The organism is Streptomyces niger (assembly GCF_000718305.1).
GTDB classification, from domain to species: domain Bacteria; phylum Actinomycetota; class Actinomycetes; order Streptomycetales; family Streptomycetaceae; genus Streptomyces; species Streptomyces niger.
In genome coordinates, this window is sequence record NZ_JOFQ01000019.1 from 46,155 (window position 1) to 69,228 (window position 23,074).

The 23,074-nt window shown below is 71.8% G+C and carries 23 protein-coding genes; 18 read left to right on the forward strand and 5 right to left on the reverse strand.

The window, feature by feature from the left end; genetic code table 11:
• Positions 1-5 precede the first annotated feature (5 nt).
• The 3 genes from IF20_RS29260 (at position 6) to IF20_RS29270 (ending at position 4,139) form a co-directional block, all read left to right on the forward strand.
• The gene (locus IF20_RS29260; RefSeq protein ID WP_110944653.1) at positions 6-1,256 is read left to right on the forward strand and encodes an SLC13 family permease; all 1,251 of its coding nucleotides are present in this window, start codon (positions 6-8) and stop codon (positions 1,254-1,256) included.
• Between the two features lie 288 nt (positions 1,257-1,544).
• Complete coding sequence (locus IF20_RS29265; protein ID WP_052868378.1) at positions 1,545-2,510, forward strand: hypothetical protein; 966 nt, start codon at positions 1,545-1,547, stop codon at positions 2,508-2,510.
• 177 nt (positions 2,511-2,687) lie between these two features.
• Positions 2,688-4,139: an amino acid permease gene (locus tag IF20_RS29270; protein WP_052868454.1), complete on the forward strand. Its 1,452-nt coding sequence runs from the start codon at positions 2,688-2,690 to the stop codon at positions 4,137-4,139.
• A gap of 46 nt (positions 4,140-4,185) precedes the next feature.
• Here the strand turns inward: IF20_RS29270 and IF20_RS29275 are convergent, their stop codons facing one another.
• The gene (locus IF20_RS29275) at positions 4,186-4,518 is read right to left on the reverse strand and encodes a cupin domain-containing protein (protein WP_052868379.1); all 333 of its coding nucleotides are present in this window, start codon (positions 4,516-4,518) and stop codon (positions 4,186-4,188) included.
• A 70-nt stretch (positions 4,519-4,588) separates the two neighbouring features.
• Here IF20_RS29275 and IF20_RS29280 point away from each other — a divergent pair, with 70 nt between their 5' ends.
• Positions 4,589-5,545 carry a GlxA family transcriptional regulator gene (locus IF20_RS29280; protein ID WP_052868380.1) on the forward strand — a complete coding sequence of 319 codons (957 nt, stop codon included), beginning with the start codon at positions 4,589-4,591 and terminating at the stop codon, positions 5,543-5,545.
• A 30-nt stretch (positions 5,546-5,575) separates the two neighbouring features.
• On the opposite strand, the gene IF20_RS29285 is transcribed toward IF20_RS29280, so the two are convergent.
• Positions 5,576-6,724, reverse strand: coding sequence for a YihY/virulence factor BrkB family protein (locus IF20_RS29285; protein WP_052868381.1), 1,149 nt, complete (start codon positions 6,722-6,724; stop codon positions 5,576-5,578).
• Positions 6,725-7,129: 405 nt separating this feature from the next.
• On the opposite strand from IF20_RS29285, the gene IF20_RS29290 reads away from it, so the two are divergent.
• The 14 genes from IF20_RS29290 (at position 7,130) to IF20_RS29350 (ending at position 19,715) form a co-directional block, all read left to right on the forward strand.
• Positions 7,130-8,437 carry a GAF domain-containing protein gene (locus IF20_RS29290; protein ID WP_052868382.1) on the forward strand — a complete coding sequence of 436 codons (1,308 nt, stop codon included), beginning with the start codon at positions 7,130-7,132 and terminating at the stop codon, positions 8,435-8,437.
• 191 nt (positions 8,438-8,628) lie between these two features.
• Positions 8,629-9,336 carry a cytochrome P450 gene (locus IF20_RS29295; protein WP_052868383.1) on the forward strand — a complete coding sequence of 236 codons (708 nt, stop codon included), beginning with the start codon at positions 8,629-8,631 and terminating at the stop codon, positions 9,334-9,336.
• 13 nt (positions 9,337-9,349) lie between these two features.
• Positions 9,350-9,916: a GNAT family N-acetyltransferase gene (locus IF20_RS29300; RefSeq protein ID WP_052868384.1), complete on the forward strand. Its 567-nt coding sequence runs from the start codon at positions 9,350-9,352 to the stop codon at positions 9,914-9,916.
• Positions 9,917-10,047: 131 nt separating this feature from the next.
• Positions 10,048-10,131, forward strand: a complete 84-nt coding sequence (locus IF20_RS40955; RefSeq protein ID WP_407702568.1) for a putative leader peptide — start codon at positions 10,048-10,050, stop codon at positions 10,129-10,131.
• A 220-nt stretch (positions 10,132-10,351) separates the two neighbouring features.
• Positions 10,352-12,043 (forward strand): nitrite/sulfite reductase, encoded by a 1,692-nt coding sequence (locus IF20_RS29305; protein ID WP_052868385.1) that lies wholly within the window; start codon positions 10,352-10,354, stop codon positions 12,041-12,043.
• Complete coding sequence (locus IF20_RS40125; protein ID WP_110944640.1) at positions 12,040-12,240, forward strand: hypothetical protein; 201 nt, start codon at positions 12,040-12,042, stop codon at positions 12,238-12,240. The genes IF20_RS29305 and IF20_RS40125 overlap by 4 nt, the downstream gene beginning before the upstream one ends.
• Complete coding sequence (locus IF20_RS29310) at positions 12,237-12,929, forward strand: phosphoadenylyl-sulfate reductase (RefSeq protein WP_052868386.1); 693 nt, start codon at positions 12,237-12,239, stop codon at positions 12,927-12,929. Before IF20_RS40125 ends, IF20_RS29310 begins: the two co-directional genes overlap by 4 nt.
• 40 nt (positions 12,930-12,969) lie before the next feature.
• Positions 12,970-13,503 carry an adenylyl-sulfate kinase gene (gene cysC, locus IF20_RS29315; protein WP_052868387.1) on the forward strand — a complete coding sequence of 178 codons (534 nt, stop codon included), beginning with the start codon at positions 12,970-12,972 and terminating at the stop codon, positions 13,501-13,503.
• The gene (gene cysD / locus IF20_RS29320) at positions 13,500-14,453 is read left to right on the forward strand and encodes a sulfate adenylyltransferase subunit CysD (RefSeq protein ID WP_052868388.1); all 954 of its coding nucleotides are present in this window, start codon (positions 13,500-13,502) and stop codon (positions 14,451-14,453) included. Before cysC ends, cysD begins: the two co-directional genes overlap by 4 nt.
• A 2-nt stretch (positions 14,454-14,455) precedes the next feature.
• Positions 14,456-15,790 (forward strand): sulfate adenylyltransferase subunit 1, encoded by a 1,335-nt coding sequence (locus IF20_RS29325; RefSeq protein ID WP_052868389.1) that lies wholly within the window; start codon positions 14,456-14,458, stop codon positions 15,788-15,790.
• A gap of 215 nt (positions 15,791-16,005) precedes the next feature.
• Positions 16,006-17,127: an aliphatic sulfonate ABC transporter substrate-binding protein gene (locus IF20_RS29335; protein WP_052868455.1), complete on the forward strand. Its 1,122-nt coding sequence runs from the start codon at positions 16,006-16,008 to the stop codon at positions 17,125-17,127.
• A 35-nt stretch (positions 17,128-17,162) separates the two neighbouring features.
• On the forward strand, positions 17,163-17,963 hold the full coding sequence (locus IF20_RS29340) for an ABC transporter ATP-binding protein (RefSeq protein ID WP_052868391.1): 801 nt from the start codon (positions 17,163-17,165) through the stop codon (positions 17,961-17,963).
• Positions 17,950-18,876, forward strand: a complete 927-nt coding sequence (locus IF20_RS29345) for an ABC transporter permease (protein ID WP_052868392.1) — start codon at positions 17,950-17,952, stop codon at positions 18,874-18,876. The genes IF20_RS29340 and IF20_RS29345 overlap by 14 nt, the downstream gene beginning before the upstream one ends.
• Positions 18,877-18,956: 80 nt before the next feature.
• Positions 18,957-19,715 carry a sirohydrochlorin chelatase gene (locus IF20_RS29350; protein ID WP_052868456.1) on the forward strand — a complete coding sequence of 253 codons (759 nt, stop codon included), beginning with the start codon at positions 18,957-18,959 and terminating at the stop codon, positions 19,713-19,715.
• Positions 19,716-19,724: 9 nt separating this feature from the next.
• Here the strand turns inward: IF20_RS29350 and IF20_RS29355 are convergent, their stop codons facing one another.
• The 3 genes from IF20_RS29355 to mmsB all read right to left on the reverse strand — a co-directional run bounded on the left by IF20_RS29355 (position 19,725) and on the right by mmsB (position 23,067).
• On the reverse strand, positions 19,725-20,531 hold the full coding sequence (locus IF20_RS29355) for a pentapeptide repeat-containing protein (RefSeq protein WP_052868393.1): 807 nt from the start codon (positions 20,529-20,531) through the stop codon (positions 19,725-19,727).
• Positions 20,532-20,618: 87 nt separating this feature from the next.
• Complete coding sequence (locus IF20_RS29360; RefSeq protein WP_052868394.1) at positions 20,619-21,788, reverse strand: aldose epimerase family protein; 1,170 nt, start codon at positions 21,786-21,788, stop codon at positions 20,619-20,621.
• Between the two features lie 46 nt (positions 21,789-21,834).
• Positions 21,835-23,067: a multiple monosaccharide ABC transporter permease gene (gene mmsB, locus IF20_RS29365; RefSeq protein WP_052868395.1), complete on the reverse strand. Its 1,233-nt coding sequence runs from the start codon at positions 23,065-23,067 to the stop codon at positions 21,835-21,837.
• Positions 23,068-23,074 lie beyond the last annotated feature (7 nt).

The following is a 23,074-nucleotide window of genomic DNA, read 5'->3' on the forward strand; positions in this document are numbered from 1 at the left end:
GCACCATGGTAGGAGACCTGAGCCTCCGTGGCAGGTGGGCGAGCGCGATCTCCTCACCTGCCGGCACTTTTCTGCGGAGACGCGTCCTCAATCTCGACGGGCTGGCGGTGGCACTGCTCGCGGCCGGCCTTCTGCTGTGGGGTACCGGTGCCCTGCCCTCCGAGCGGGCGTGGGAGGTGGGCGAGCGCATCGCCCCGCTGCTCGCCTTTCTCCTCACCGCCGTGGTGCTGGCCGAACTGGCCGGTCGGGCCCAGGTGTTCGACGTCGCCGCCACGTGGGTCGCGCGCCTGGCGCGCGGCAGCTATCCGCTGCTGTTCCTGTGGTGCGTCGCCCTCGCCTCGGCCACCACCATCGCCCTGAACCTCGATACGACGGCGGTGCTGCTGACCCCCGTCATGCTGGCCCTGGCCTCCCGCGTGGGCATCCGCCCGGTGCCGCTGGCCATGACCACCGTGTGGCTCGCCAACACCGCGAGCCTGCTGCTGCCGGTGTCCAACCTGACGAACCTGCTGGCCGCTCAGCGAGTGGTGCTGGTGCCCACGGAGATGGCCGCCGTCATGTGGGCGCCTCAACTCGCGGCCATCGTCGTGACGATGGCCTGCCTGTGGGGCTTCTACTGGCGGCGGTCGGCGCGCGGCGACGAGGTGTACGTGCCGCCGGAGCGCCCGGCGGCCGCCGATCCGTGGCTGTTCGGCGTGTGCGCCGCGGCATGCGGGCTGTTCCTGCTGGCCATCATCGGCTTCGACGTCGCGCTCCCGGCGGCGTCCGCGGGGGCCGCGCTCCTCGCCGCCGCCGCGTTCTTCGTGCGGCGCCGGGGCGAGCTGCGCTGGTCGCTGGTGCCGTGGCGGCTGCTGGCCCTGGTACCGGGGATGTTCCTCGTCGTGGACTGGATCAGTTCGCTGGGGCTGCGGGACCTGCTGATGTCCGCTGTCGGGAGTGACGGCGGCTTCGCCGGTCTGCTGCGTACGGCCGCCGTCGGTGCGGGCCTCTCGAACGTGCTGAACAACCTGCCTGCCTACCTGTCGACGGAGTCGGTGATCCCGGCCGACGCGCACACGCAGTTGCTCGCTCTGCTGATCGGGGTCAACGTCGGGCCGCTGGTGACGCCGTTCGCCTCGCTGGCCACGCTGATCTGGTTCGAGCGGTGCCGGGCGCACGGCGTCCGGATCGCGAAGTTGCCGTTCGCCGGGGCCGGACTGGTGCTGGCGAGTGCCGGAGTGGTGGCCGCCACGGGAGCCCTGCATCTGGTGGCCTGAGCACCCTTGACCCGCGTCCGAGTTCCCCCGGCCGGCAGCCGGTTCTTGTTCTCCGTGTCGTCGGTCGCCGTCGGTCGCCGTCGGTCACGGTGTGCCTCCACGAGCCGGAGTTCATGGCCCCGGAGAGAAATATTCCACCGACAATCCGGTTTCCTGAGTGCATGCTTTCGGTCCGTGTGGCACCTGAGTAAGGTGTGGCGTCAGTCGGGCCCTCGGAGCAATTCCGACCACGCCGCGGGCCCCGCAATTCCGCATCGCCGGACAACGGGGAAAGGAACGGCACGCAGCATGGCCGCTGGCCTGTTCGAAGGGCAGTACGTATGGCATCCGGCGGCCGATGATCGCCGACTGGCGAGCGCCTGTGTGGATGTGCGCGCCGGACGCTACTTCAGCGCCCGGGAGGTGTTGCGGGAGACCCGACGCGATTTCGGAGCACGTGCCCACCGTTCGCTGGTGCTCGCCTCCGAAGCGGCCGATTCGGACCTGACCGAGCGCTGGCTCGCCGAGGAACCGGGCACCGAGGCGGCCCTGTTGTGGGCGCGGGTCGCGGCGCTGCGCGCCACCCGCGCCGCCGAGACCGGCGACCGGCACGCCAACGCGCTGAGCCGGATAGCGCTCTCCGCCTGCGACCGGGCGGCGGAGCTGGCCCCGCTGGACCCGACCCCGTGGGCCGCCAAGCTGTCGCTGGCCCGCTTCCAGCGCCATCTGGACCCGGCGCCGGAGGGGTTGATCACCGCGCCGCCCGGCCCGTGGTCGCTGTTCTCGCACATCCTGCGGCTGGATCCCTGGCACCGCGAGGCCCACCACCGCTTCCTGTCCTGCTTCTTCACCCGGCACGGCGGTTCGGCCGGTGCCTCCTGGGACGTCGCCGCGTTCCTCGCCCAGCGCGCGCCCGCGAACTCCGCGCTGCGGGTACTGCCGCTGGTGGCCGCGGTCGACGCGTACGACCCCGCGGCGCCGCTGGCCGACCACACGTGGGAGCAGCCGCAGTGGCGGACGACGGCGCTGCGGATCTACCAGCACTGGCTGCCGGAGGTGGCGGGCTACCGCTTCACACCCGTGTTGGACCTGGCGTATCTGGCACACGCGCTGTGCATGGCGCGGCACGAGTTCGAAGCGCGGGCGGTCTTCACGGCCATGGGCCCGTACGCCTCGCGGATGCCCTGGAGCGTGTTCGGCGACCCGGCCGAGCAGCTGAGCAGGGCACGGCGCCGGTGCGGGCTCCCGGTCCCGCACGCGCCGGACTCCTCCTGAAACCGGTTCCGACCCGCCGGCTCCCCCCACTGTGCGGCCGGCGCGCACCGCCCATCCCCCCAGAAAGGTACGTCCGTGTCCGACTCCGCGTCCGATTCCGCATTCCTCGCACGGGTGCGTTCACCGAAGCCGGCGGCTCCGCCGGCCGCCCTGGACGACGACGCCACGCTGCATGCCATGGGTTATCCGCGGAAACTCACCCGCAGATTCCGCGCGTTCGACAATTTCGCGATCTCGTTCACGATCATCAACATCATATCCGGCATCTTTTCGTCGTTCGGATTCGGCATGAATGCCGGCGGACCGCGCATCCTGGTGTTCGGCTGGATCGCGGTGTCGATCCTCGTACTGTTCATCGGCGCCTCGATGGCGGAAATCACCTCCGCCTATCCCACGAGTGGCGCGCTGTATTTCTCTGCGGGCAAACTCGCCAAGCGGCACCGCGGCGCCTGGTCCTGGTACACGGGTTGGTTGAATTTCGTGGGCCAGGTCGGCGGGACCGCCGCCACCGGCTACGCGGCGGCCACCTTCATCCAGGCGTTCCTCGCGATGCAGTGGCCGTCCTACCAGGTGTCCGAACAGCGCACGGTCCTCATCACGGCGGCGATCCTGCTGGTCCAGGCGTTGGCCAACACCTACACCGTGCACCTGGTCGCGATCCTGAACCGCATCTCGGTGTGGTGGCTGCTGATCGGCATGGTGGTCATCGTGGTGGCCCTGACGGTGCTGCCGGAGCACCACCGGTCCGCGTCGTTCGTGACGCATTTCGCCAACAACACCGGCTTCACGAACGGGCTTTACGGCGCGCTGCTGGGGCTGCTCGTCACCAGCTGGACGTTCACCGGTTTCGACGGCAGCTTCCACATGTCGGAAGAAACGGTGGGCGCCACCGTCAACGCGCCCAAGGGAATCATGCGGGCGATCGGCTACTCCGCGATCACCGGCCTGATCCTCATGCTCGCCCTGGTCTACGCGATCCGCGATTACGCAGCGGAGGCGAGCGCTGACGCACCGCCCGTGCAAATTCTCCTCGACGCGCTCGGCACCGGCACCGCCAAGTTCCTGCTGCTGATCGTGATCGGCGCGATGCTCTTCTGCGGGCTGGCCAATATGACGAGCAACACACGGCAGATCTTCGCCTTTTCGCGGGACGGCGCGATGCCCGGCTCGCGCTGGTGGCACTCGGTCTCCCCGCGCACCCGTACGCCCGTCAAGGCCGTGTGGCTCGCCGCCGCCTGCTCGCTGGTGCTGGTGATCCCCGGCTGGTGGTCGCACACCGCCTTCACCGCCATCGTCAGCGTCAACGTCGTCGGCCTCTTCCTCGCGTACGGCGTGCCGATCTTCCTGCGGCTGCGGCTGGACACCTTCGAGCCGGGGCCGTGGAACCTGGGCCGCTGGGGCAAGCCCGTCGCGGCCGTCGCGGTGGTCTGGATCGTGCTCAGCAACGTGCTGTTCATGCTGCCGCAGGCCTCCCCCATCACGCCGGGCTCGTTCAACTACGCGCCGATCGCGCTCGCGGTGGTGCTGGTCATCGCCACGGTGTGGTGGTTCGCCACCGCCCGGCACCGCTTCCAGGGCCCGGTCAGCTACGGCCGCCCCGACGAGGTGGCGGCGATGGACCTGATCTGACGGCCCGCGGCCGGCGCCGACGGCTCGGGCCGTCGGCGCCGCCGTGTCACCGGCCCCGGACGGTGACCCCGAGGATCCGCGCCCCCGTGTCCGTCCGCGGTCGGTGGCTGCTGCCTGGTGCGAACACCACGTAGGTGCCGGGTCCGTGTCGTTCGTCGCCCTCGATGACCTCCCCGTCGAGCACGAAGTACCGCTCCTCGGTGGGGTGGTGGTCCACCACCGGCCACTCCGCGCCCGGGGCGAACTCGATCAGCCAGCCGCGCGCGTGATCGGTCCGCTGGAACCGGCGGGCCACGATGCCGGGGCCGATCTCCTGCGTCTCCGCGTCCTCGATGTGCAGCACGGTCTTCAGCTCTTGTGTCTCGCTCTGTTCGCTCATGGCTCCACCCTCGCCGGACGCGCGACGCCGGAGGAGAGTCGGAAAAGACATCATCGGGTACTTTCCTGCCATGACCCCGCACCGTGTGGTGGCCCTGCTCCGCGAGCCGCAGGGCGCCTTCGAACTCGGCGGTGCCGCCGAGGTGTTCGGCGCGCCCCGGGACGGCGCCGCGCCGTACTACGACTTCTCCGTGTGCGCCGAGCGGCCGGGCCCGCTGCGCACCACCGCCGGGTACACGATGGTCGTCGAGGCCGGGCTCGACGCGCTGGAGACCGCGGACACCGTGCTCGTACCGGGCTGGCTGCCGACCGGCGTGCCCGCCTCCCCCGCCGTGCGGGCCGCGCTGCGCGCCGCGCACCGCCGGGGCGCCCGGGTCGCGAGCATCTGCAGCGGCGCGTTCGCACTGGCCGAGGCCGGGCTGCTGGACGGCCGCGGGGCGACCACGCACTGGCAGCGCACCGCCCGGCTGGCCGCCGAGTTCCCCGCCGTACAGGTGGCGGCGGACGTGCTGTACGTGGACCACGGGGACGTGGCGACCAGTGCGGGCAGCGGCGCCGGCATCGACCTGTGCCTGCACCTGGTGCGCACGGACCACGGGGCCGCGTACGCAGCCCGGATCGCGCGGAGCATGGTGCTGCCGCCGCACCGGGAGGGCAGCCAGTTGCAGTACGCGGCGGCGCCCGCCGCACCGGCCCGCGGGGACGTCTCGCTGGCCCCGGTGCTGGAGTGGGCGCTGACCCGGCTGGACGACGGGCTGGGCGTGGCCCGGCTCGCCGCGCGTGCCGGGCTGTCCGAACGGACCCTCGCCCGCCGGTTCGCCGAGCAGCTCGGCGTCAGCCCCGGGCAGTGGCTGCTGGCCCGGCGCATCGACGCGGCGCGCGTGTTGCTGGAGGAGACCGATCTCGCGGTGGACGCGATCGCCGCCCGGGTCGGGCTCTCCTCCGCCGTCAATCTGCGGCGCCGCTTCCGTGCGGCCGTGGGGACGACGCCGGGCGCGTACCGGCGGGTGTTCGGCGAGCGGCGGTGAACCGCGCCGCACCGCCCCGGGCCCGGCGCGTCACTCCTCCTGCTCGCCCTTCCCGGGGGGACGCCGCCCCTCCCCCGAGCCGACGCCGCCGTCCTCGGCGCCCTCGGTGCCGTCCTCGTTGCCCCCGTCGTTCTCGGCGTTCTCGGCGTTCTCGGCGTTCTCGTCGTCCAGTTCGTGCGCGCGCTCGGCCTCTTCGCGGGCGCGGCGCAGCACTTCGGCCTCCTTCTTGCGGCGCTCCTCGCGTTCGGCGCGGCCCGCCGCGGTGGCGAGCGAGGGCCAGACCCGGTCCAGAGCCGCGTTGACCGCCGCGCCGACCAGTACGGCGAAGGCCGAGACGCCGATCCAGAGCAGGACCGCGACGGGGGCGGCGAGCGAGCCGTAGATGGTCGGCCCCTCGACCGTGGAAGCGAGGTAGACACGCAGCAGCAGGCTGCCCAGTACCCACATCGCGAGCGCGACCACCGCGCCGGGGATGTCCTCCTGCCACGGCGAGCGGACCGGCACGGACACGTGGTACAGCGTGGTGAGGAAGACGACCGAGAGCAGCAGGACCACCGGCCAGTACAGCACCCGGACGGCGTTCTCGCTGGCCGGCAGCAGGTGCACGACCGTGTCCGGGCCCGCGACCATCAGCGGCAGCGCGATGGCGCCGAGGACCAGCGCGACGAGGTACAGGACGAACGCCAGCAGGCGGGTGGCCACGATGCCGCGCTTGCCCTCCAGGCCGTACATGATCGTAATGGTGTCGACGAAGACGTTCAGGGCGCGGGAGCCGGACCACAGGGCGATGGCGAAGCCGAGGGAGATGACGTCGGGGCGGCCACCGCGGAAGACGTCGTCCAGCAGCGGCCGGGCGATCTGGTCCACGCCCTGGTCGGAGAGGACGGCGGCGGACGCGTGGAGGATGTTCTGCCGGATGGTGTCGATGGTGTCGTGGCCGATCCAGGGCTCCAGATAGCCCAGCAGGCCGATCAGGCCGAGGAGCAGCGGGGGCAGCGAGAGCAGGCAGAAGAAGGCGGCTTCCGCGGCGAGCCCGGTGACGCGGTACTCCATGCAGGAGTTGACGGTGTCCTTGAGCAGCAGCCAGCCGAGGCGGCGTTTGGACACGTGGCGGTACAGGACGCGAGCCCTGTGCAGACGGCCCCGGTGCTGGTCGGGTGGTTCGTTCGCTTGCTGCACCTCCTCACCGTATCCGGCACGAAAGGTACGACTCGCACCCTGTCCGGCCCGGTCGGGTCAGGTCGCGGGCGGGGCGCGCGGCGCGGCGGAGGGGCGCGGCGGCCGGGCCGTGCCTCTGCTCGGGGTGAGAGGCACGGCGCCCGGCCGCTGCGTCCCGGCACGGAAGCGGTGCCGCGCCGACTCGGCACCGCTTCCGACGGGACAGCCGGACCTGGCGCGGGCGGGCCCGCCAAGGGGCCCGGCCGCCGGCGCACGGGGACGGCTCGCGCCCACCCTTTCCGCTGATGACGGGTAAGGACAACCGTTGCACGACGTTGCATTGGATCTGCCGATTCCGTACGCGGCGGGGGCGCCGCACCGGCACGATGGGCCGCGGCGATTCACCAGAACTGCACAAGCGGAGCGATGTTGAGCACACGGCACCACGACAGGACCCGGACCCCCGTCCTGCCAACGGCGCTGGACTCCCGGGAAGCGGCCCGCCGGCTGGCTTCCGTACGGGAGGCCACCCTCGCGGGGGACGAGCCGCCCGACGCCCCCCGCGCGGTGATCGGGGAATCCTGGCGGCGGATGCTCGGCAGCGGACTGGACCCGGAGCGGGACCGCCGCGAACGGCCGCTGTCCCTCGCCGAACTGGCGGAACGCCGGCACCGCTCGCAGCTCGCGCAGCTGCTGCCGGTGCTGCACGCCCACCTCCTGCCGGTCGCCGAGGCCGCCCAGCAGATCCTGGTGGTGACCGACCCGGAAGGGCGGGTGCTGTGGCGCCAGGGCGCGGCGACGGTACGGCGGATGGCCGACCGGCACGGCTTCGAGCCGGGTGCCGCCTGGGCCGAGGACGTGGTCGGCACCAACGGGATCGGTACGGCGCTGGTCACCCGGCAGCCGGTGCTCGTGCACTCCGCCGAGCACTACGTCCGCACCCACCACCGGTGGACCTGCGCCGGCGCCCCGCTGCACGACCCGCGCGACGGGCGGCTGCTCGGCGTGGTCGACCTCAGCGGCCCCGCCCACTCCTTCCACCCGACCACCCTCCCGCTGGTCTCCGCGGTCGCCCGGCTCGCCGAGTCCGAACAGCGCACCCGCCACCTGGCGACGCTGGACCGGTTGCGGGCGAGCGCGACGCCGCTGCTGGCCCGGCTCGGCGGCCGGGCGCTGGCGGTGGACCGGGACGGCTGGACCGCGGCGGCCCTCGGCACGGCCCCGCCGGAGCGGGTGGCGCTGCCCCGGTACCCGCAGGCCGGGCCGGTGTGGCTGCCCCGGTACGGCAGCTGCGTACTGGAGCCGCTGCCGGGCGGTTGGCTGGTGCGGATCGGGGACGACGGGCCGCTGGATCCGGAGCCGAGCCGGGTGGTGCTCGACCTCAGCGGCCGGGACCGCTGGACGGTGACGGTCTCCGGGCCGGCCGGCAGCTGGTCGCACGAGCTGAGCCCGCGCCACGCCGAACTGCTCTTCATCCTGGCCACGCACCCCGACGGCCGGACCGCCGCGCAGCTCTCCCTCGACCTGTTCGGCGACGACCGCCGCACGACGACGGTCCGCGCCGAGCTCTCCCGGCTGCGCCGCACCTTCGGCTGTGTGCTCGCCCACCGCCCGTACCGCTTCGCCGACGGCATCCAGGTGGAGTTGCGCCGCCCGGCCCACCCCGCGGCGCTCCTCCCCCACTCCCTCGCCCCGGCCGTACGGGTGGTCCGCGGACCCGCGCCCCGCACCTGAACGTGGCCCAGCAAAAAACCGGTTGCCGCGGCCGGCGGCCCCTGCGTACGGTGAGCGCACTTCGAATTCAGCTCCCCAGAAGGACGTCGCAGAACGGGAGCGGCCGGCGCGCGGCAAGCGCCGCGCATGGGTCGAGCGAGCGGGCGACACGACACGTTGTGCTCACCGCTGCCCTTCTGGAGGCACCTCCCATGCACGTTGGTCTCGGCCTGCCCATCGCCGACCCCGTCACCCTGCCGGTCTGGGCCCGGCGCGCGGATGCCGGCCCCTTCCGCACCCTCGCGCTGCTCGACCGGCTGGTGTACGACAACCCCGAGCCCCTGATCACCCTGGCCGCACTGGCCGGCGCGACCTCCCGCATCCGGCTGCAGACCGAGGTGCTGCTCGCGCCGCTGCACCGCACCGCCCACCCCGCGCAGCGGGCGCTGCTGGCCGAGCGGCCGGAGCTGTGGCCGCGGGCCGTGGAGGAGACGCTGCGCCGGAACGGCAGTGTGGTCATGGCCGTCCACCGCTTCCCGGTCGAGGACGTGGAGATCGGCGGGGTGCGGGTACCGGCCGGCGAGCCGGTGATGATCCCACTGCCGGGCGCGGGGCGCGATCCCCGACGGCACGCGGATCCCGACGTCTTCGACGTCGCGCGCGAGGACCAAGGCCATCTCGCCTTCGGGCACGGCATCCACCACTGCCTCGGCGCCCCGCTCGCCCGCCTGGAGGCCGCCGTCGCGCTGCCGGCCCTCTTCGCGCGCTTTCCGGAACTGCGGCTCGCGACGGAACCGGAACGCATCCGGTGGCGCGAGTCGGTCGTCTCCCGCGGTCCGGTGGCGGTGCCGGTGCGGCTCGCCCGAGGCGGCGGCCGGCGTGATCCGGGGACCGGCGGTCCGCGCCGATCCCCGCCATGATTGGCTGACGGCCATGAGCGTCACCGTCACCACGTGGTACCTGGAGCAGACCGCCCCCTCGGATCTCGTGCCCGCCGCCGAACCGCCCGCCGAGCAGGAGGTGCGGATCGTGCGGTCCGGGACGCCGCTGCCGGAGTTCAGCCGGTTCCTCTACACGGCGGTGGGCGGGGACGTCACCTGGACCGACCGGCTGCCGTGGACGTACGCGGAGTGGGAGGCGCACCTGGGGCGCCCCGGCACGGAGACCTGGGTGGCGTACGAGCGGGGGACGCCGACCGGTTTCATCGAGCTCCAGGCGGACTCCGCGGGCTCGGTGGAGGTGGTCTACTTCGGGCTGATACCGGCGTTCCGCGGCCGGCGGATCGGCGGCCACCTGCTCTCGTACGGCCTCGCGCGCGCCTGGGACCTGGCCGAGCGGTGGCCGGAGTGCCCGCCGACGAAGCGGGTGTGGGTGCACACCTGCAGCAAGGACGGCCGCTACGCGATGAACAACTACGAGCGCCGCGGTTTCCGGCTCTACGACACGACCGTCGAGGAGGAGCCCGACGTGCCCACGCCGGGCCCGTGGCCGGGCGCCTGAACCACCCCTCGACCGCCGGTCACCCCAAGCGGAACGTGACCGGCGCCACAATGTCTCACTGTACGAGACGTCTGCGTCCGGATTCTGGACGACGGTGGACTGGCCCAAGAGCGTCGTGACACGCTTCCGTCATGGATCGAGCTGGAAATGCCTTGGTGAGTCGACGCCACGTCGACCTTGCGCGCGTGTCCAGCGCCATTTGTCTGGCGCGCTGACGCTGTACCGCACAGGGGTTCTTCGCCCCTGACAGCACCCAGCTCCACCGATTTTCCCTCGCCGTCCCCATCGTCGCGGACGTGCGACCACCCCTGATCCGGCAAGTCATGCCAAGGCGCGCTCCGACGCGTCGTGAACCGGCACGTCTTCGCAGGTCACAGTGGGTGCACCCGGCTTGAAACCGCATCCCCTGCAGCCGCCGAGAAGGACGTATTCACCATGGCCGCCACCCCGGAACGCCCCGCCACGACCCGCCGCAAGGTCGGACGCCATCGCGGTGAGGGACAGTGGGCCGTTGGTCACCACACTCCGCTCAACGGCAACGAGCAGTTCAAGAAGGATGACGACGGTCTCAATGTGCGGACACGCATTGACACGATCTACTCCAAGCGCGGCTTCGACGCGATCGACCCCAACGACCTGCGCGGCCGTATGCGCTGGTGGGGTCTGTACACCCAGCGCCGGCCCGGCATCGACGGCGGCAAGACCGCGGTCCTGGAGCCGGAGGAGCTGGAGGACAAGTACTTCATGATGCGCGTGCGCGTGGACGGCGGCCGGCTGACCGTCGCCCAGCTGCGCGCCATCGGCGAGGTCTCCGAGCAGTACGCCCGCGGCACCGCTGACATCACCGACCGGCAGAACATCCAGCTGCACTGGGTACGCATCGAGGATGTGCCCGCCATCTGGGACAAGCTGGAGTCCGTCGGGCTGTCCACGACCGAGGCCTGCGGCGACTGCCCGCGTGTGATCATCGGCTCCCCGGTGGCCGGCATCGCCGCCGACGAGATCATCGACGGCACCCCGGCCGTGAACGAGATCCACGAGCGGTACATCGGCAGCAAGGAGTTCTCCAACCTGCCGCGCAAGTTCAAGACCGCGGTCTCGGGCTCCCCTGTCCAGGATGTGGTCCACGAGATCAACGACGTCGCGTTCGTCGGCGTGAACCACCCCGAGCACGGCCCCGGCTTCGACCTCTGGGTCGGCGGCGGCCTGTCCACCAACCCCAAGCTCGCCCAGCGACTGGGCACCTGGGTCCCGCTGGACGAGGTGGCCGAGGTCTGGGCCGGCGTGGTCGGCATCTTCCGCGACTACGGCTACCGCCGGCTGCGCAACCGCGCCCGCCTGAAGTTCCTGGTCGCCGACTGGGGCGTGGAGAAGTTCCGCCAGGTGCTGGAGGACGAGTACCTCAAGCGCAAGATGGTGGACGGCCCGGCGCCCGACGCGCCCGTCTCGAAGTGGCGCGACCACATCGGCGTGCACGAGCAGCAGGACGGCCGCTTCTACGTGGGCTTCGCGCCGCGCGTCGGCCGCGTGGACGGCAAGACCCTCACCAAGCTCGCCGAGCTGGCCGCCGAGCACGGCTCGGACCGGCTGAACACCACCGTCGAGCAGAAGATGATCATCCTCGACGTGGCCGCTGACCAGGTCGACTCGCTCGTCGCCGGGCTGGAGGCGCTGGACTTCCAGGTCAAGCCCTCGCCGTTCCGGCGCGGCACGATGGCCTGCACCGGCATCGAGTTCTGCAAGCTGGCCATCGTCGAGACCAAGGGCCGCGGCGCCGCCCTCATCGACGAACTGGAGCGCCGGATGCCGGAGTTCCAGGAGCCGATCACCATCAACCTGAACGGCTGCCCGAACGCCTGCGCCCGTATCCAGACCGCGGACATCGGCCTCAAGGGCCAGCTGGTCCTGGACGACGACGGCAACCAGGTCGAGGGCTACCAGGTGCACCTCGGCGGCGCGCTGGCCCTGGACGCCGGCTTCGGCCGCAAGGTCCGCGGCCTGAAGGTCACCGCCGACGAGCTCCCCGACTACGTCGAGCGGGTGCTGCGCAACTTCGAGGCGGAGCGCACCGACGGCGAGCGGTTCGCCCAGTGGGCGGCCCGCGCCGAAGAGGGTGCTCTCAAGTGAGCGAGCGCGCTGCCCCGTTCTTCTGCCCGTACTGCGGGGACGAGGACCTGAGGCCTTCGGAAGAAGGGACCTCCCGCGGAGAGGGCGCAGCCTGGGAATGCCGGTCGTGCAGCCGTGCGTTCCGGCTGAAGTTCCTGGGCCTGCTGGCCCCTGGCGCGGCCGGCCCGTCCCCCGCTTCCGACGGAGGTGCGTCATGACCACCGCTACCGACCTCCAGCAGCTCGCCGAGCAGGCGGGCCGCGACCTGGAGGACGCTCCCGCGCTGGAGATCCTCAAGTGGGCCGCCGAGACCTTCGGTCCGCGCTTCTGCGTCACCTCCTCGATGGAGGACGCGGTCGTCGCGCACCTGGCCTCGCGTGCCTACCCCGGCGTGGACGTGGTGTTCCTGGACACCGGCTACCACTTCCCGGAGACCCTCGGCACCCGGGACGCGGTCGCGGAGGTGATGGACGTCAACGTCCTCACCCTGACGCCGCGTCAGACGGTCGCCGAGCAGGACGCCGAGTACGGCCCGAAGCTGCACGACCGCGACCCCGACCTGTGCTGCGCGCTGCGCAAGGTCAAGCCCCTCGAAGAGGGCCTGGCCGGATACGACGCGTGGGCGACGGGCCTGCGCCGGGACGAGTCGCCCACCCGGGCGAACACCCCGGTCGTCGGCTGGGATCCCAAGCGGCAGAAGGTGAAGGTCTCGCCGATCGCCAAGTGGACGCAGGCCGACGTGGACGCCTACGTCACCGAGCACGGCGTACTCACCAACCCGCTGCTCCAGGACGGCTACGCCTCGGTCGGCTGCGCGCCCTGCACGCGGCGCGTGCTGGAAGGCGAGGACGCCCGCGCCGGCCGCTGGGCCGGCAGCAACAAGACCGAGTGCGGACTGCACGGATAAGGCCGCTGACCGCACGATGACGGACACTCAGGAGATACGAATGACGGGCGCCACGATCTGGCTGACCGGTCTGCCGAGCGCGGGCAAGACGACCATCGCGCGCGAGCTGGCCGAGCGGCTGCGCGGCGAGGGCCACCGCGTCGAGGTGCTCGACGGCGACGAGATCCGGGAGTTCCTCTCCGCGGGTCTCGGCTTCAGCCGGGAGGACCGGCACACCAACGTCCAGCGCATCGGCTTCGTCGCCGAGCTGCTGGCCAGCAACGGCGTCAAGGCGCTGGTGCCGGTGATCGCGCCGTACGCGGACAGCCGGGAGGCGGTCCGCAAGCGCCACCAGCAGGAGGGCACCCCCTACCTGGAGGTGCACGTGGCCACGCCCGTCGACGTCTGCTCCGAGCGGGACGTGAAGGGCCTGTACGCCAAGCAGGCGGCGGGCGAGATCTCCGGGCTGACCGGCGTGGACGACCCGTACGAGGCTCCCGAGTCGCCCGATCTGCGGATCGAGTCGCACACCCAGACCGTGCAGGAGTCCGCGGCGGCGCTGCACGCGCTGCTCACCGAAAGGGGACTGGCATGACGACGGCAACGGCCATCACCGGTACCGGCCCGACCCCGGAGGGCGACGACTCTCCGTACGCGCTGTCCCACCTGGACGCGCTGGAGTCCGAGGCGGTGCACATCTTCCGCGAGGTGGCGGGCGAGTTCGAGCGGCCGGTGATCCTCTTCTCCGGTGGCAAGGACTCCATCGTCATGCTGCACCTGGCGCTGAAGGCGTTCGCGCCCGCGCCGGTGCCGTTCTCCCTGCTGCACGTGGACACCGGGCACAACTTTCCCGAGGTCCTGGAGTACCGGGACCGTACGGTCGAGAAGCACGGGCTGCGGCTGCATGTCGCGTCCGTACAGGACTACATCGACCGCGGCGTCCTCAAGGAGCGCCCGGACGGCACCCGTAACCCGCTGCAGACCGTGCCGCTGACCGAGGCCATCCAGCAGCACCGCTTCGACGCCGTGTTCGGCGGCGGGCGGCGCGACGAGGAGAAGGCCCGCGCCAAGGAGCGCGTCTTCTCGCTGCGGGACGAGTTCTCGCAGTGGGACCCGCGCCGCCAGCGCCCCGAGCTGTGGCAGCTCTACAACGGCCGGCACGCGCCCGGCGAGCACGTCCGCGTCTTCCCGCTGTCCAACTGGACCGAGCTGGACGTGTGGCAGTACATCGCCCGCGAGGGCATCGAGCTGCCCCAGATCTACTTCGCCCACAAGCGCCAGGTCTTCCGGCGCAGCGGCATGTGGCTGACGGCCGGCGAGTGGGGCGGCCCCAAGGACGACGAGACCGTCGAGACCCGCCAGGTCCGCTACCGCACCGTCGGCGACATGTCCTGCACCGGCGCCGTCGACTCCGACGCGACGACGCTGGACGCGGTGATCACCGAGATCGCCGCCTCCCGGCTCACCGAGCGGGGCGCGACCCGGGCCGACGACAAGATGTCCGAGGCCGCGATGGAAGACCGCAAGCGCGAGGGGTACTTCTAACCATGAGCACGATCACGAACGAGGTTCTCGCGGAGACCACCCTGCTGCGGTTCGCCACCGCCGGTTCCGTCGACGACGGCAAGTCCACCCTGGTCGGGCGGCTGCTGCACGACTCCAAGTCGGTCCTCACCGACCAGCTGGAGGCCGTCGAGCACGCCTCCCGCAACCGCGGCCAGGAGGCGCCCGACCTGGCGCTGCTCACCGACGGGCTGCGCGCCGAGCGCGAGCAGGGCATCACCATCGACGTCGCCTACCGCTACTTCGCCACGCCCCGGCGCCGGTTCATCCTGGCCGACACCCCGGGCCATGTGCAGTACACCCGCAACATGGTCACCGGTGCGTCCACCGCCGAGCTGACGGTGATCCTCGTCGACGCCCGCAACGGTGTCGTCGAGCAGACCCGCCGGCACGCCGCGATCGCCGCGCTGCTCCGCGTCCCGCACGTCGTCCTCGCGGTCAACAAGATGGACCTCGTCGGGTACGAGGAGTCCGTCTTCGCGAACATCGCCGAGGAGTTCACCTCGTACGCCGGTGAGCTGGGCGTCCCCGAGGTCACCGCGATCCCGATCTCCGCGCTCGCCGGTGACAACGTCGTGGATCCGTCCTCGAACATGGACTGGTACGGCGGCCCGACGGTGCTGGAGCACCTGGAGACCGTCGCGGTCAGCCACGACATGGCGCACTGCCACGCCCGGCTGCCCGTGCAGGTCGTCATCCGCCCGCAGACCCCCGAGCTCCCCGACTACCGCGGTTACGCGGGCCAGATCGCGGCCGGTACGTTCCGCATCGGCGACGACGTCACCGTGCTGCCGTCCGGCAAGAAGTCGAAGATCAGCGGGATCGACCTGCTCGGCAAGCCGGTCGACGCCGCCTGGTCCCCGCAGTCGGTCACCCTCCAGCTGGCGGACGACATCGACATCTCACGCGGCGACCTGATCGTGCCGACCCCGGACGCGCCCGCGACCACGCAGGACATCGAGGCGACCGTCTGCCACGTGGCCGACCACCCGCTCACCGTCGGCCACCGGGTCCTGCTCAAGCACGGCACCCGGACGGTCAAGGCGATCGTCAAGGACATCCCGTCCCGGCTGACCCTCGACGACCTGTCGCTGCACCCGCACCCGGGTCAGCTGGTCGCCAACGACATCGGCCGGGTCAAGATCCGTACCGCCGAGCCGCTGCCGGTCGACTCCTACGCCGACTCGCGGCGTACCGGTTCGTTCATCCTGATCGACCCGAACGACGGCACCACGCTCACCGCCGGCATGGTCGGCGAGTCCTTCGCCGCGCCGGAGCCGGTGAAGACCGAGGCCGACGACGAGGGCTGGGACTTCTGACCATGGCGGGCGAGGTGTTCTCGACCTTCGCGAAGGAGGGCGGCCGCGTCGGCAGCGGCGCCCTGGGAAGCGGTCAGGGCGGAGTCGGCCGATGTGTGCGCTGACCCCGCTCCGCTCCCCCCTGCCCACCGGATCCTTCCGAAGATCACCCGACCGGGCGGGCGCCCCGTAAGAGGGCGTACCGCCCCGGCCCACCGAGAGGAAACCCTCCCGTGCTGCCTGCCGCTCGCCCCCGCTCCGCCGCTCGCCGCCTGATGGCGGCGGCCGCCGCCGTCCCGCTGCTGGTCGGGGCGCTGGGGGCCTGCGGTTACGGGTCCAAGGCGCCGAAGAGCACCGCGCCGGTGGCGGCGAAGGGGCCGAAGACGGACGGGCTGGACTCGGTGAAGATCGGCTACTTCGGGAACGTCACGCACGCGACGCCCATGGTCGACCGGCAGAAGGGCTTCCTCCAGAAGGAGCTGGGCGGCACGCAGATCAAGCCGTACATCTTCAACGCCGGTCCCTCGGAGATCGAGGCGCTGAACACGAAGACGATCGACATCGGCTGGATCGGCCCGTCCCCGGCGATCAACGGTTACGTGCAGTCCCACGGCGACAACCTGAAGATCATCGGGGGCTCCGCCTCGGGCGGTGTCTCGCTCGTGGTGAACCCGAAGAAGATCAAGTCCCTCAAGGACCTCAAGGGCAAGCGGATCGCCTCGCCCCAGCTCGGCAACACCCAGGACGTGGCCCTCCTCAACTACCTGCGCGAGAAGGGCTACCAGGTCGATCCGGACACCGGGAAGGGCGAGGTCGGGGTCCTCCGGCAGGACAACAAGGAGATCCCCAACACCTTCCGGCAGGGCGGCGTCGACGGCGCGTGGGTGCCCGAGCCGACCGCGTCCAAGCTGGTCGCCGAGGGCGGCCGCACCCTGCTGGACGAGAAGCAGCTGTGGAAGGACGGGAAGTTCGTCATCACGAACATCGTCGTCCGCAAGCAGTTCCTCAAGGAGCACCCCAAGGCCGTCGAGGCGGTGCTGCGCGGCTCGGTGAAGACCAACGACTGGATCAAGGGCCACCCGTCCGAGGCGGCCCAGGCGGTCAACACCTCGCTCGCCGACCCCAAGGTTTCCGGCACCCGGCTCCCGGACCAGGTGCTCCACAACGCTTTCCGGAACGTCCAGGTCACCGACGACCCCCTCGCCTCCACCCTCAAGGAAGAGGCACGGCACGCGGTCAAGGCCGGGCTGCTGAAGAAGCCCGACCTGCACGGCATCTACGACCTGCGACTCCTCAACAAGATCCTCAAGGCCGAGGGCAAGCCACCGGTCGACGCCGCCGGGCTCGGCGCACAGTAACCGATCGATCCGTACGGTCCCAGGAGGTGACACCGATGACGACCCCTACCCTCACCCAGCAGGCCGCCACGGCCGGCACGCAGGAGACGGCGGGCTACGCGGCGCGTATCGACCACGTCTCGAAGTCCTTCGGCCGCCCCGGCGCGCAGCACGTACTGGACGACATCACGGTCGATGTCGCGCCGGGCGAGTTCGTCTGCCTCCTGGGCGCGTCGGGCTGCGGCAAGTCCACGCTGCTCAACCTCGTGGCCGGGCTGGATGAGCCGACCACCGGGACCATCGACGTGCCCGGCAGCCGGCCGGCCCTGATGTTCCAGGAGCACGCGCTCTTCCCGTGGCTGACCGCCGGCAAGAACATCGAACTGGCCCTGAAGCTGCGCGGGATGCCGCGCGCCGAGCGCCGTCCCGAGGCCGAGCGGCTGCTGGAGCTGGTACGGCTCAAGGGCGCGTACGGCAAGCGGGTGCACGAGCTGTCCGGCGGCATGCGGCAGCGGGTCGCGATGGCCCGCGCGCTCGCCCAGGACAGCGGGCTGCTGCTGATGGACGAGCCGTTCGCCGCGCTGGACGCCATCACCCGCGACGTGCTGCACGACGAGCTGACCCGCATCTGGGGGGAGACCAACCTCTCGGTCCTCTTCGTCACGCACAACGTCCGCGAGGCCGTGCGGCTCGCGGAGCGCGTCGTGCTGCTGTCCTCCCGGCCCGGGCGCATCGCCCGGCAGTGGGAGGTCGACATCCCGCAGCCGCGCCGCATCGAGGACGCCGCCGTCGCCGAACTCTCCGTAGAGATCACCGAACAGCTCCGTGGGGAGATCCGCCGCCATGGCCAGCACTGACACCACCACCGAGACCCGCAACGCGGCCGACGCCAAGGCGGCCGACGCGCGCGGCAGCGAGACCGCCGGGCTGGAGGCCGGGCTGGACGCGCTGGAGACCCGGGTCGTCAGCCGCCCGCCGGTGCTGCGCACGCTGCTCACCAAGGCGCTGCCGCCGCTCGTCGCCGTCGTCATCGTGCTGGCGCTCTGGCAGCTCGCGTACCACTTCGAGGTCAAGCCGCACTACCAGCTGCCCAGCCCGGTGGACGTGTGGGGCTCGCTCCGCGAGAAGTGGCTGGAGGGCACGCTCCTCAGCTACGTCTGGGAGTCCGTCTCGCGCGGCGCGCTCGGCTTCGTGGCCTCGCTGATCATCGGTACGCCGCTGGGCCTGCTGGTCGCCCGGGTACGCCCGGTGCGCGCGGCGATCGGCCCGATCCTCTCCGGCCTGCAGTCGCTGCCGTCGGTGGCGTGGGTGCCCGCCGCGATCATCTGGTTCGGCATCACCGACGCCACGATCTACGCGGTGGTCCTGCTGGGCGCGGTGCCGTCCATCGCCAACGGCCTGGTCTCCGGTGTCGACCGCATCCCGCCGCTGTTCCTGCGCGCGGGCCGGACGATCGGCGCGACCGGGATGAAGGGCGTACGCCACGTGCTGCTGCCCGCCGCGCTGCCCGGCTACATCTCGGGCCTGAAGCAGGGCTGGGCGTTCTCCTGGCGGTCGCTGATGGCCGCCGAGCTGATCGCCACCTCGCCCGACCTGGGCGCGGGCCTCGGCCAGCTGCTGGACCAGGGCCGGGTCGGCTCCGACATGTCCCTCGTGCTCGCCGCGATCCTGCTCATCCTGATCGTCGGCATCGGCATCGAGTTGCTGATCTTCGCCCCGATCGAGCGCCGCGTGCTGCGCAGCCGCGGCCTCCTCGCCCACGCCCGCTGACCCCTCCGAACGGAACGCTCATGCGACCCCACCTGCTCGCCCCCACCCCCGGCACCGCCTCGGCCGCCGGCCGGTGCGGGCTGCGCGCGCGGCCCGCGCTGCTGGTGATCGCGCACGGCAGCCGGGACCCGCGGCACGCGGCGACCGTCGGCGCACTGTGCGCACGGGTCCGCGAGCTCCACCCGGAACTGCGCGTCGAGGTCGGCTACCTGGACTTCAACGCGCCGAGCGTGCCGCAGGTGCTGGAGCGGCTGCACGCGGACGGCGTACGGGAGGTGGTGGCGCTGCCGCTGCTGCTCACCCGCGCCTTCCACGCCAAGACCGACATCCCGGCAGTACTGCGCGAGGCATGCGCGCGGCTGCCCCGGCTGACCGTCCAGCAGGCCGATGTCCTCGGCCCGGCCCCCCTGTTGGTGGGCGCGCTGGAGCGGCGGCTTTCCGAGGCGGGGCTCGACCCCGCCGACCGTGCCTCGACCGGGGTCGTACTGGCCTCGGCGGGCTCCTCAGACCCGGAGGCGATCGCAGTGATCGCTGAAATCGCGCGGGAGTGGCGGCGTACCACTGGTTGGTGTGCCGTGCGGCCTGCGTTCGCCTCCGCATCCCTTCCCCGCACGGCGGACGCCGTACGGGAACTGCGGGCCGAGGGCGTCGCGCGCGTCGCCGTCGCGCCGTACGTCATCGCGCCCGGCCGCCTCCCGGACCGCATCGTGGCCGGGGCCCGGGAGGCGGGCGCCGACGTGCTCGCCGACGTACTGGGCCCGGCCCCGGAGCTGGCCCACCTGCTGGCCCTGCGCTACGCGGAGACGCTGCGGCGGCCGGCGGCGGCGCTGACCGCCTGAGGCCGGCCGTCAGTCCCGCCAGTGGGCGGGGCGGGCCAGGTCGTCCGGCAGCCGGGTGCGGGCGTCGCCCCTGGCCGCGGTCAGCTGGGACTGGGTGAGGAAGACGGCGTCGGTCAGGTCGGCGCCGCTCAGGTCCGCGTCCCGGAAGTCGGCGCCGATCACGTCGGCCGAGCGCAGGTCGGCACCGGAGAGGTCGGCGGCGATCAGGCACGCGCCGCGGAGGCAGGCGCCGCTCAGCTTCGCGTTCTTCAGCCGGGCGCCGAAGAGGTCGGCGCCGCGGTGGTTCTTCTTCTTGCCGGGTACGGCCGTCCGCACCAGCTCGCCGGCCCGTACGAGCAGCGCGTTGACCTCGTCGCGGACCGCTTCGGTGGCCAGCTCGGCGAGCACCTCGGCGGGACCGAGGGTGAGCCGTTCCAGCTTCTCGGCGGCGCGGCGGAGCCCGGCGTGCGCCGGCCGGCACTCCGGCCGGTCCAGCGCCTCCGTCACGTACGCCAGCAGTTCGTGCAGCTGCCGCATGACGGGGAAGACGGCGAACATCTGCCGGGCGGTGCCCGGGTGCGTCCGCCAGTCCCGGCCGCCGAAGGTGTGCTGCGAGACCTTCTGGCCGGCGCCGAAGCAGTCGAAGACCGTGCAGCCGCGGAAGCCCTTGGCGCGCAGTTGCGCGTGGATGCCGCAGCGGAAGTCGGCCTGGAGGTTGCCGCAGGGCGTCCCGGCTTCCTTGTCCACCGCGAAGTCGTTCGAGGCGGCGAAGGGGAGCGCCACGCAGCACAGGCCGAAGCACTCGGCGCAGTTCGCCTGGAGGCCAGCTGGGGGCATGGGGGTCGTTCTCCTGCTGCGGGGCGGGTGCGGCGACTGTCCGCCGCACCCGGGTCGAACTGCCATTCTCCCCCATGGCCCGTCGGCTCAGCGCACTCCGAAGGAGTGCACGGTCGTCGTCCGGTAGGTCTGCCCCGGGCGCAGCACCGTGGAGGGGAAGGCCGGCCGGTTCGGCGAGTCCGGGAAGTGCTGGGTCTCCAGGCAGAGGCCGTCGGCCTGCCGGTAGAGCGCGCCCGAGGTACCGCGCAGGGTGCCGTCCAGGCCGTTGCCGCTGTAGAACTGCACGCCCGGCTCGGTGGTGGCGATGTCCATGACGCGCCCGGAGGCCGGGTCGGCGAGGGTGGCGGCGTGCTCGGCGCGTGCGGTGACGCCCTTGTCCAGCGCGAAGTTGTGGTCGTAGCCGCCGCCGAAGACGAGCTGCTGATCGCCGTTGCGGATGTCCTGGCCGATCCGCTTGGCCCGCCGGAAGTCGAAGGGGGTGCCGGCGACCTTCGGCAGCTCGCCGGTCGGGATGAGGGTCGCGTCGACGGGCGTGTAGCGGGCCGCGGCGATCTGCAGGGTGTGGCCGAGGACGTCGCCGTTCCCCTCGCCCGCGAGGTTGAAGTAGGTGTGGTTGGTGAGGTTGACGACGGTGGCCTTGTCCGTCGTCGCCTCGTACGAGATGCGCAGGTCGCCGCGGCGGTCGAGGACGTAGTCGACGCGGACGGACAGCGTGCCGGGATACCCCATCTCGCCATCCGGACTTACGCGTCGGAGAGTGAGACCGGTGCCGGAGTTCCCGGCGTACGGCTCGACGTCCCACACCCGCTTGTCGAAGCCCTTGTCTCCGCCGTGCAGGCTGTTCGGGCCGTCGTTGACGGGCAGCTGGTACGTCTTCCCGTCGAGGGTGAAGGTGCCGCGCGCTATGCGGTTGCCGTAGCGGCCGATGAGGGCACCGAAGTAGGTGGTGGCGGTGAGGTAGTCGGCGAGGTTGTCGAAGCCGAGCGACACGTTGGCCCGTCGGCCGTGCCGGTCGGGGAGCTCCAGGGTCTGGACGATGCCGCCGTAGGACAGCACGCCCAGCCGGGTCCCGCCGCTCTCCACCGTCCACCGGTCGACGCGGGTGCCGTCGGGCAGGGTGCCGAAGTGCTCCTTGCGGGGTCGGTTGCCGCCGCCGCCCGAGGCGGGTGCCGTGGCGAAGGCCGGCGCGGCACCGACGGCGGTCGCCGCGAGCCCGGCCGCCGCCGCGGTCATCACGGTACGTCTGCTGGTCGTCATGGGCAGTCTCTCCTCATGAGGTGCGGGGGCCGGGCCCCTCGTCCTGTCAGGAACCGGCCTTGCGCTTGTTGTAGATGTCGAAGCCGACCGCGGCGAGCAGCACCAGGCCCTTGATGACCTGCTGGTAGTCGGTGCCGATGCCGACCAGCGACATGCCGTTGTTGAGGACGCCGAGGACGAGGCCGCCGATCACGGCGCCCATCACCGTGCCGACGCCGCCGCTCATCGAGGCGCCGCCGATGAACGAGGCGGCGATCGCCTCCAGTTCGAAGTTCAGGCCCGCCTGCGTGGTGCCCGCGTTCAGCCGCGCCGCGTACACGCAGCCCGCGAGGGCCGCCAGGACGCCCATGTTGACGAAGACCAGGAAGGTGACGCGCTTGTCCTTGACGCCGGAGAGCTTGGCCGCGGCCTTGTTGCCGCCCAGCGCGTACACATGGCGGCCGATGACCGCGTTGCGCATGACGTATCCGAGGCCGAGCAGCAGCGCGCACATCACCAGCATGACCACCGGCACGCCGTGGAAGGACGCCAGGGTCAGGGTGAAGGCGACGACCGCGGCGGTGAGCGCGACGCACTTGGTGACCCACAGCCCGGTGGGCAGCACGTCCAGCTCCAGGGCGAGCTGGCGGCGCCGGTCGCGCCACTCGCGCAGCAGCAGGAAGACGACGGCGGCGAGCCCGAGGAGCAGGGTGGGGTTGTGGTACTGGGTGTACGGGCCCACCTCGGGGATGAAGCCCTTGGCGAGGTCCTGGAAGCCCTCGGGGAACGGGGCGATGGACTGCCCCTCGAGCACGATCTGCGTCAGGCCGCGGAAGAGCAGCATGCCGGCCAGGGTGACGATGAAGGACGGGATGCCGACGTAGGCGATGAAGAAGCCCTGCCAGGCGCCCGCGACCGCGCCGATCAGCAGCGACAGCACCAGGGCCAGGACCCAGGGCACGTCCTGTTTCACCATCATCACCGCCGCCATGGCGCCGACGAAGGCGACCAGGGAGCCGACGGAGAGGTCGATGTGGCCCGCGATGATGACGATCATCATGCCCATGGCCAGGATCAGGATGTAGCTGTTCTGCTGGATCAGGTTGGAGACGTTGTTCGGCAGCAGCAGCGTGCCGTCGGTCCATATCTGGAACAGCACGACGATGGCGGCCAGCGCGGTGAGCATGCCGTACTGGCGCATGTTGTTCCGCACGCTCTGCAGCAGGAGCGCGCCGGCCGAGCGGGCGGCGCCCTGGACCGGCGTCTGGGAGTCCTTGGGTGGGGTGGTCGTGGTCGTCATCGCGGGC

What these genes read in the sequence shown, in the direction of transcription:
- IF20_RS29260 (WP_110944653.1), top strand. Translation starts at nt 6, where the DNA reads ATGGTAGGAGACCTGAGCCTCCGTGGCAGGTGGGCGAGCGCGATCTCC.
- IF20_RS29265 (WP_052868378.1), top strand. Translation starts at nt 1,545, where the DNA reads ATGGCCGCTGGCCTGTTCGAAGGGCAGTACGTATGGCATCCGGCGGCC.
- IF20_RS29270 (WP_052868454.1), top strand. Translation starts at nt 2,688, where the DNA reads ATGGGTTATCCGCGGAAACTCACCCGCAGATTCCGCGCGTTCGACAAT.
- IF20_RS29275 (WP_052868379.1), bottom strand. Translation starts at nt 4,518, where the DNA reads ATGAGCGAACAGAGCGAGACACAAGAGCTGAAGACCGTGCTGCACATC.
- IF20_RS29280 (WP_052868380.1), top strand. Translation starts at nt 4,589, where the DNA reads ATGACCCCGCACCGTGTGGTGGCCCTGCTCCGCGAGCCGCAGGGCGCC.
- IF20_RS29290 (WP_052868382.1), top strand. Translation starts at nt 7,130, where the DNA reads ATGTTGAGCACACGGCACCACGACAGGACCCGGACCCCCGTCCTGCCA.
- IF20_RS29295 (WP_052868383.1), top strand. Translation starts at nt 8,629, where the DNA reads ATGCACGTTGGTCTCGGCCTGCCCATCGCCGACCCCGTCACCCTGCCG.
- IF20_RS29300 (WP_052868384.1), top strand. Translation starts at nt 9,350, where the DNA reads ATGAGCGTCACCGTCACCACGTGGTACCTGGAGCAGACCGCCCCCTCG.
- IF20_RS40955 (WP_407702568.1), top strand. Translation starts at nt 10,048, where the DNA reads ATGGATCGAGCTGGAAATGCCTTGGTGAGTCGACGCCACGTCGACCTT.
- IF20_RS29305 (WP_052868385.1), top strand. Translation starts at nt 10,352, where the DNA reads ATGGCCGCCACCCCGGAACGCCCCGCCACGACCCGCCGCAAGGTCGGA.
- IF20_RS29310 (WP_052868386.1), top strand. Translation starts at nt 12,237, where the DNA reads ATGACCACCGCTACCGACCTCCAGCAGCTCGCCGAGCAGGCGGGCCGC.
- cysC (WP_052868387.1), top strand. Translation starts at nt 12,970, where the DNA reads ATGACGGGCGCCACGATCTGGCTGACCGGTCTGCCGAGCGCGGGCAAG.
- cysD (WP_052868388.1), top strand. Translation starts at nt 13,500, where the DNA reads ATGACGACGGCAACGGCCATCACCGGTACCGGCCCGACCCCGGAGGGC.
- IF20_RS29325 (WP_052868389.1), top strand. Translation starts at nt 14,456, where the DNA reads ATGAGCACGATCACGAACGAGGTTCTCGCGGAGACCACCCTGCTGCGG.
- IF20_RS29340 (WP_052868391.1), top strand. Translation starts at nt 17,163, where the DNA reads ATGACGACCCCTACCCTCACCCAGCAGGCCGCCACGGCCGGCACGCAG.
- IF20_RS29345 (WP_052868392.1), top strand. Translation starts at nt 17,950, where the DNA reads ATGGCCAGCACTGACACCACCACCGAGACCCGCAACGCGGCCGACGCC.
- IF20_RS29355 (WP_052868393.1), bottom strand. Translation starts at nt 20,531, where the DNA reads ATGCCCCCAGCTGGCCTCCAGGCGAACTGCGCCGAGTGCTTCGGCCTG.
- IF20_RS29360 (WP_052868394.1), bottom strand. Translation starts at nt 21,788, where the DNA reads ATGACGACCAGCAGACGTACCGTGATGACCGCGGCGGCGGCCGGGCTC.
- mmsB (WP_052868395.1), bottom strand. Translation starts at nt 23,067, where the DNA reads ATGACGACCACGACCACCCCACCCAAGGACTCCCAGACGCCGGTCCAG.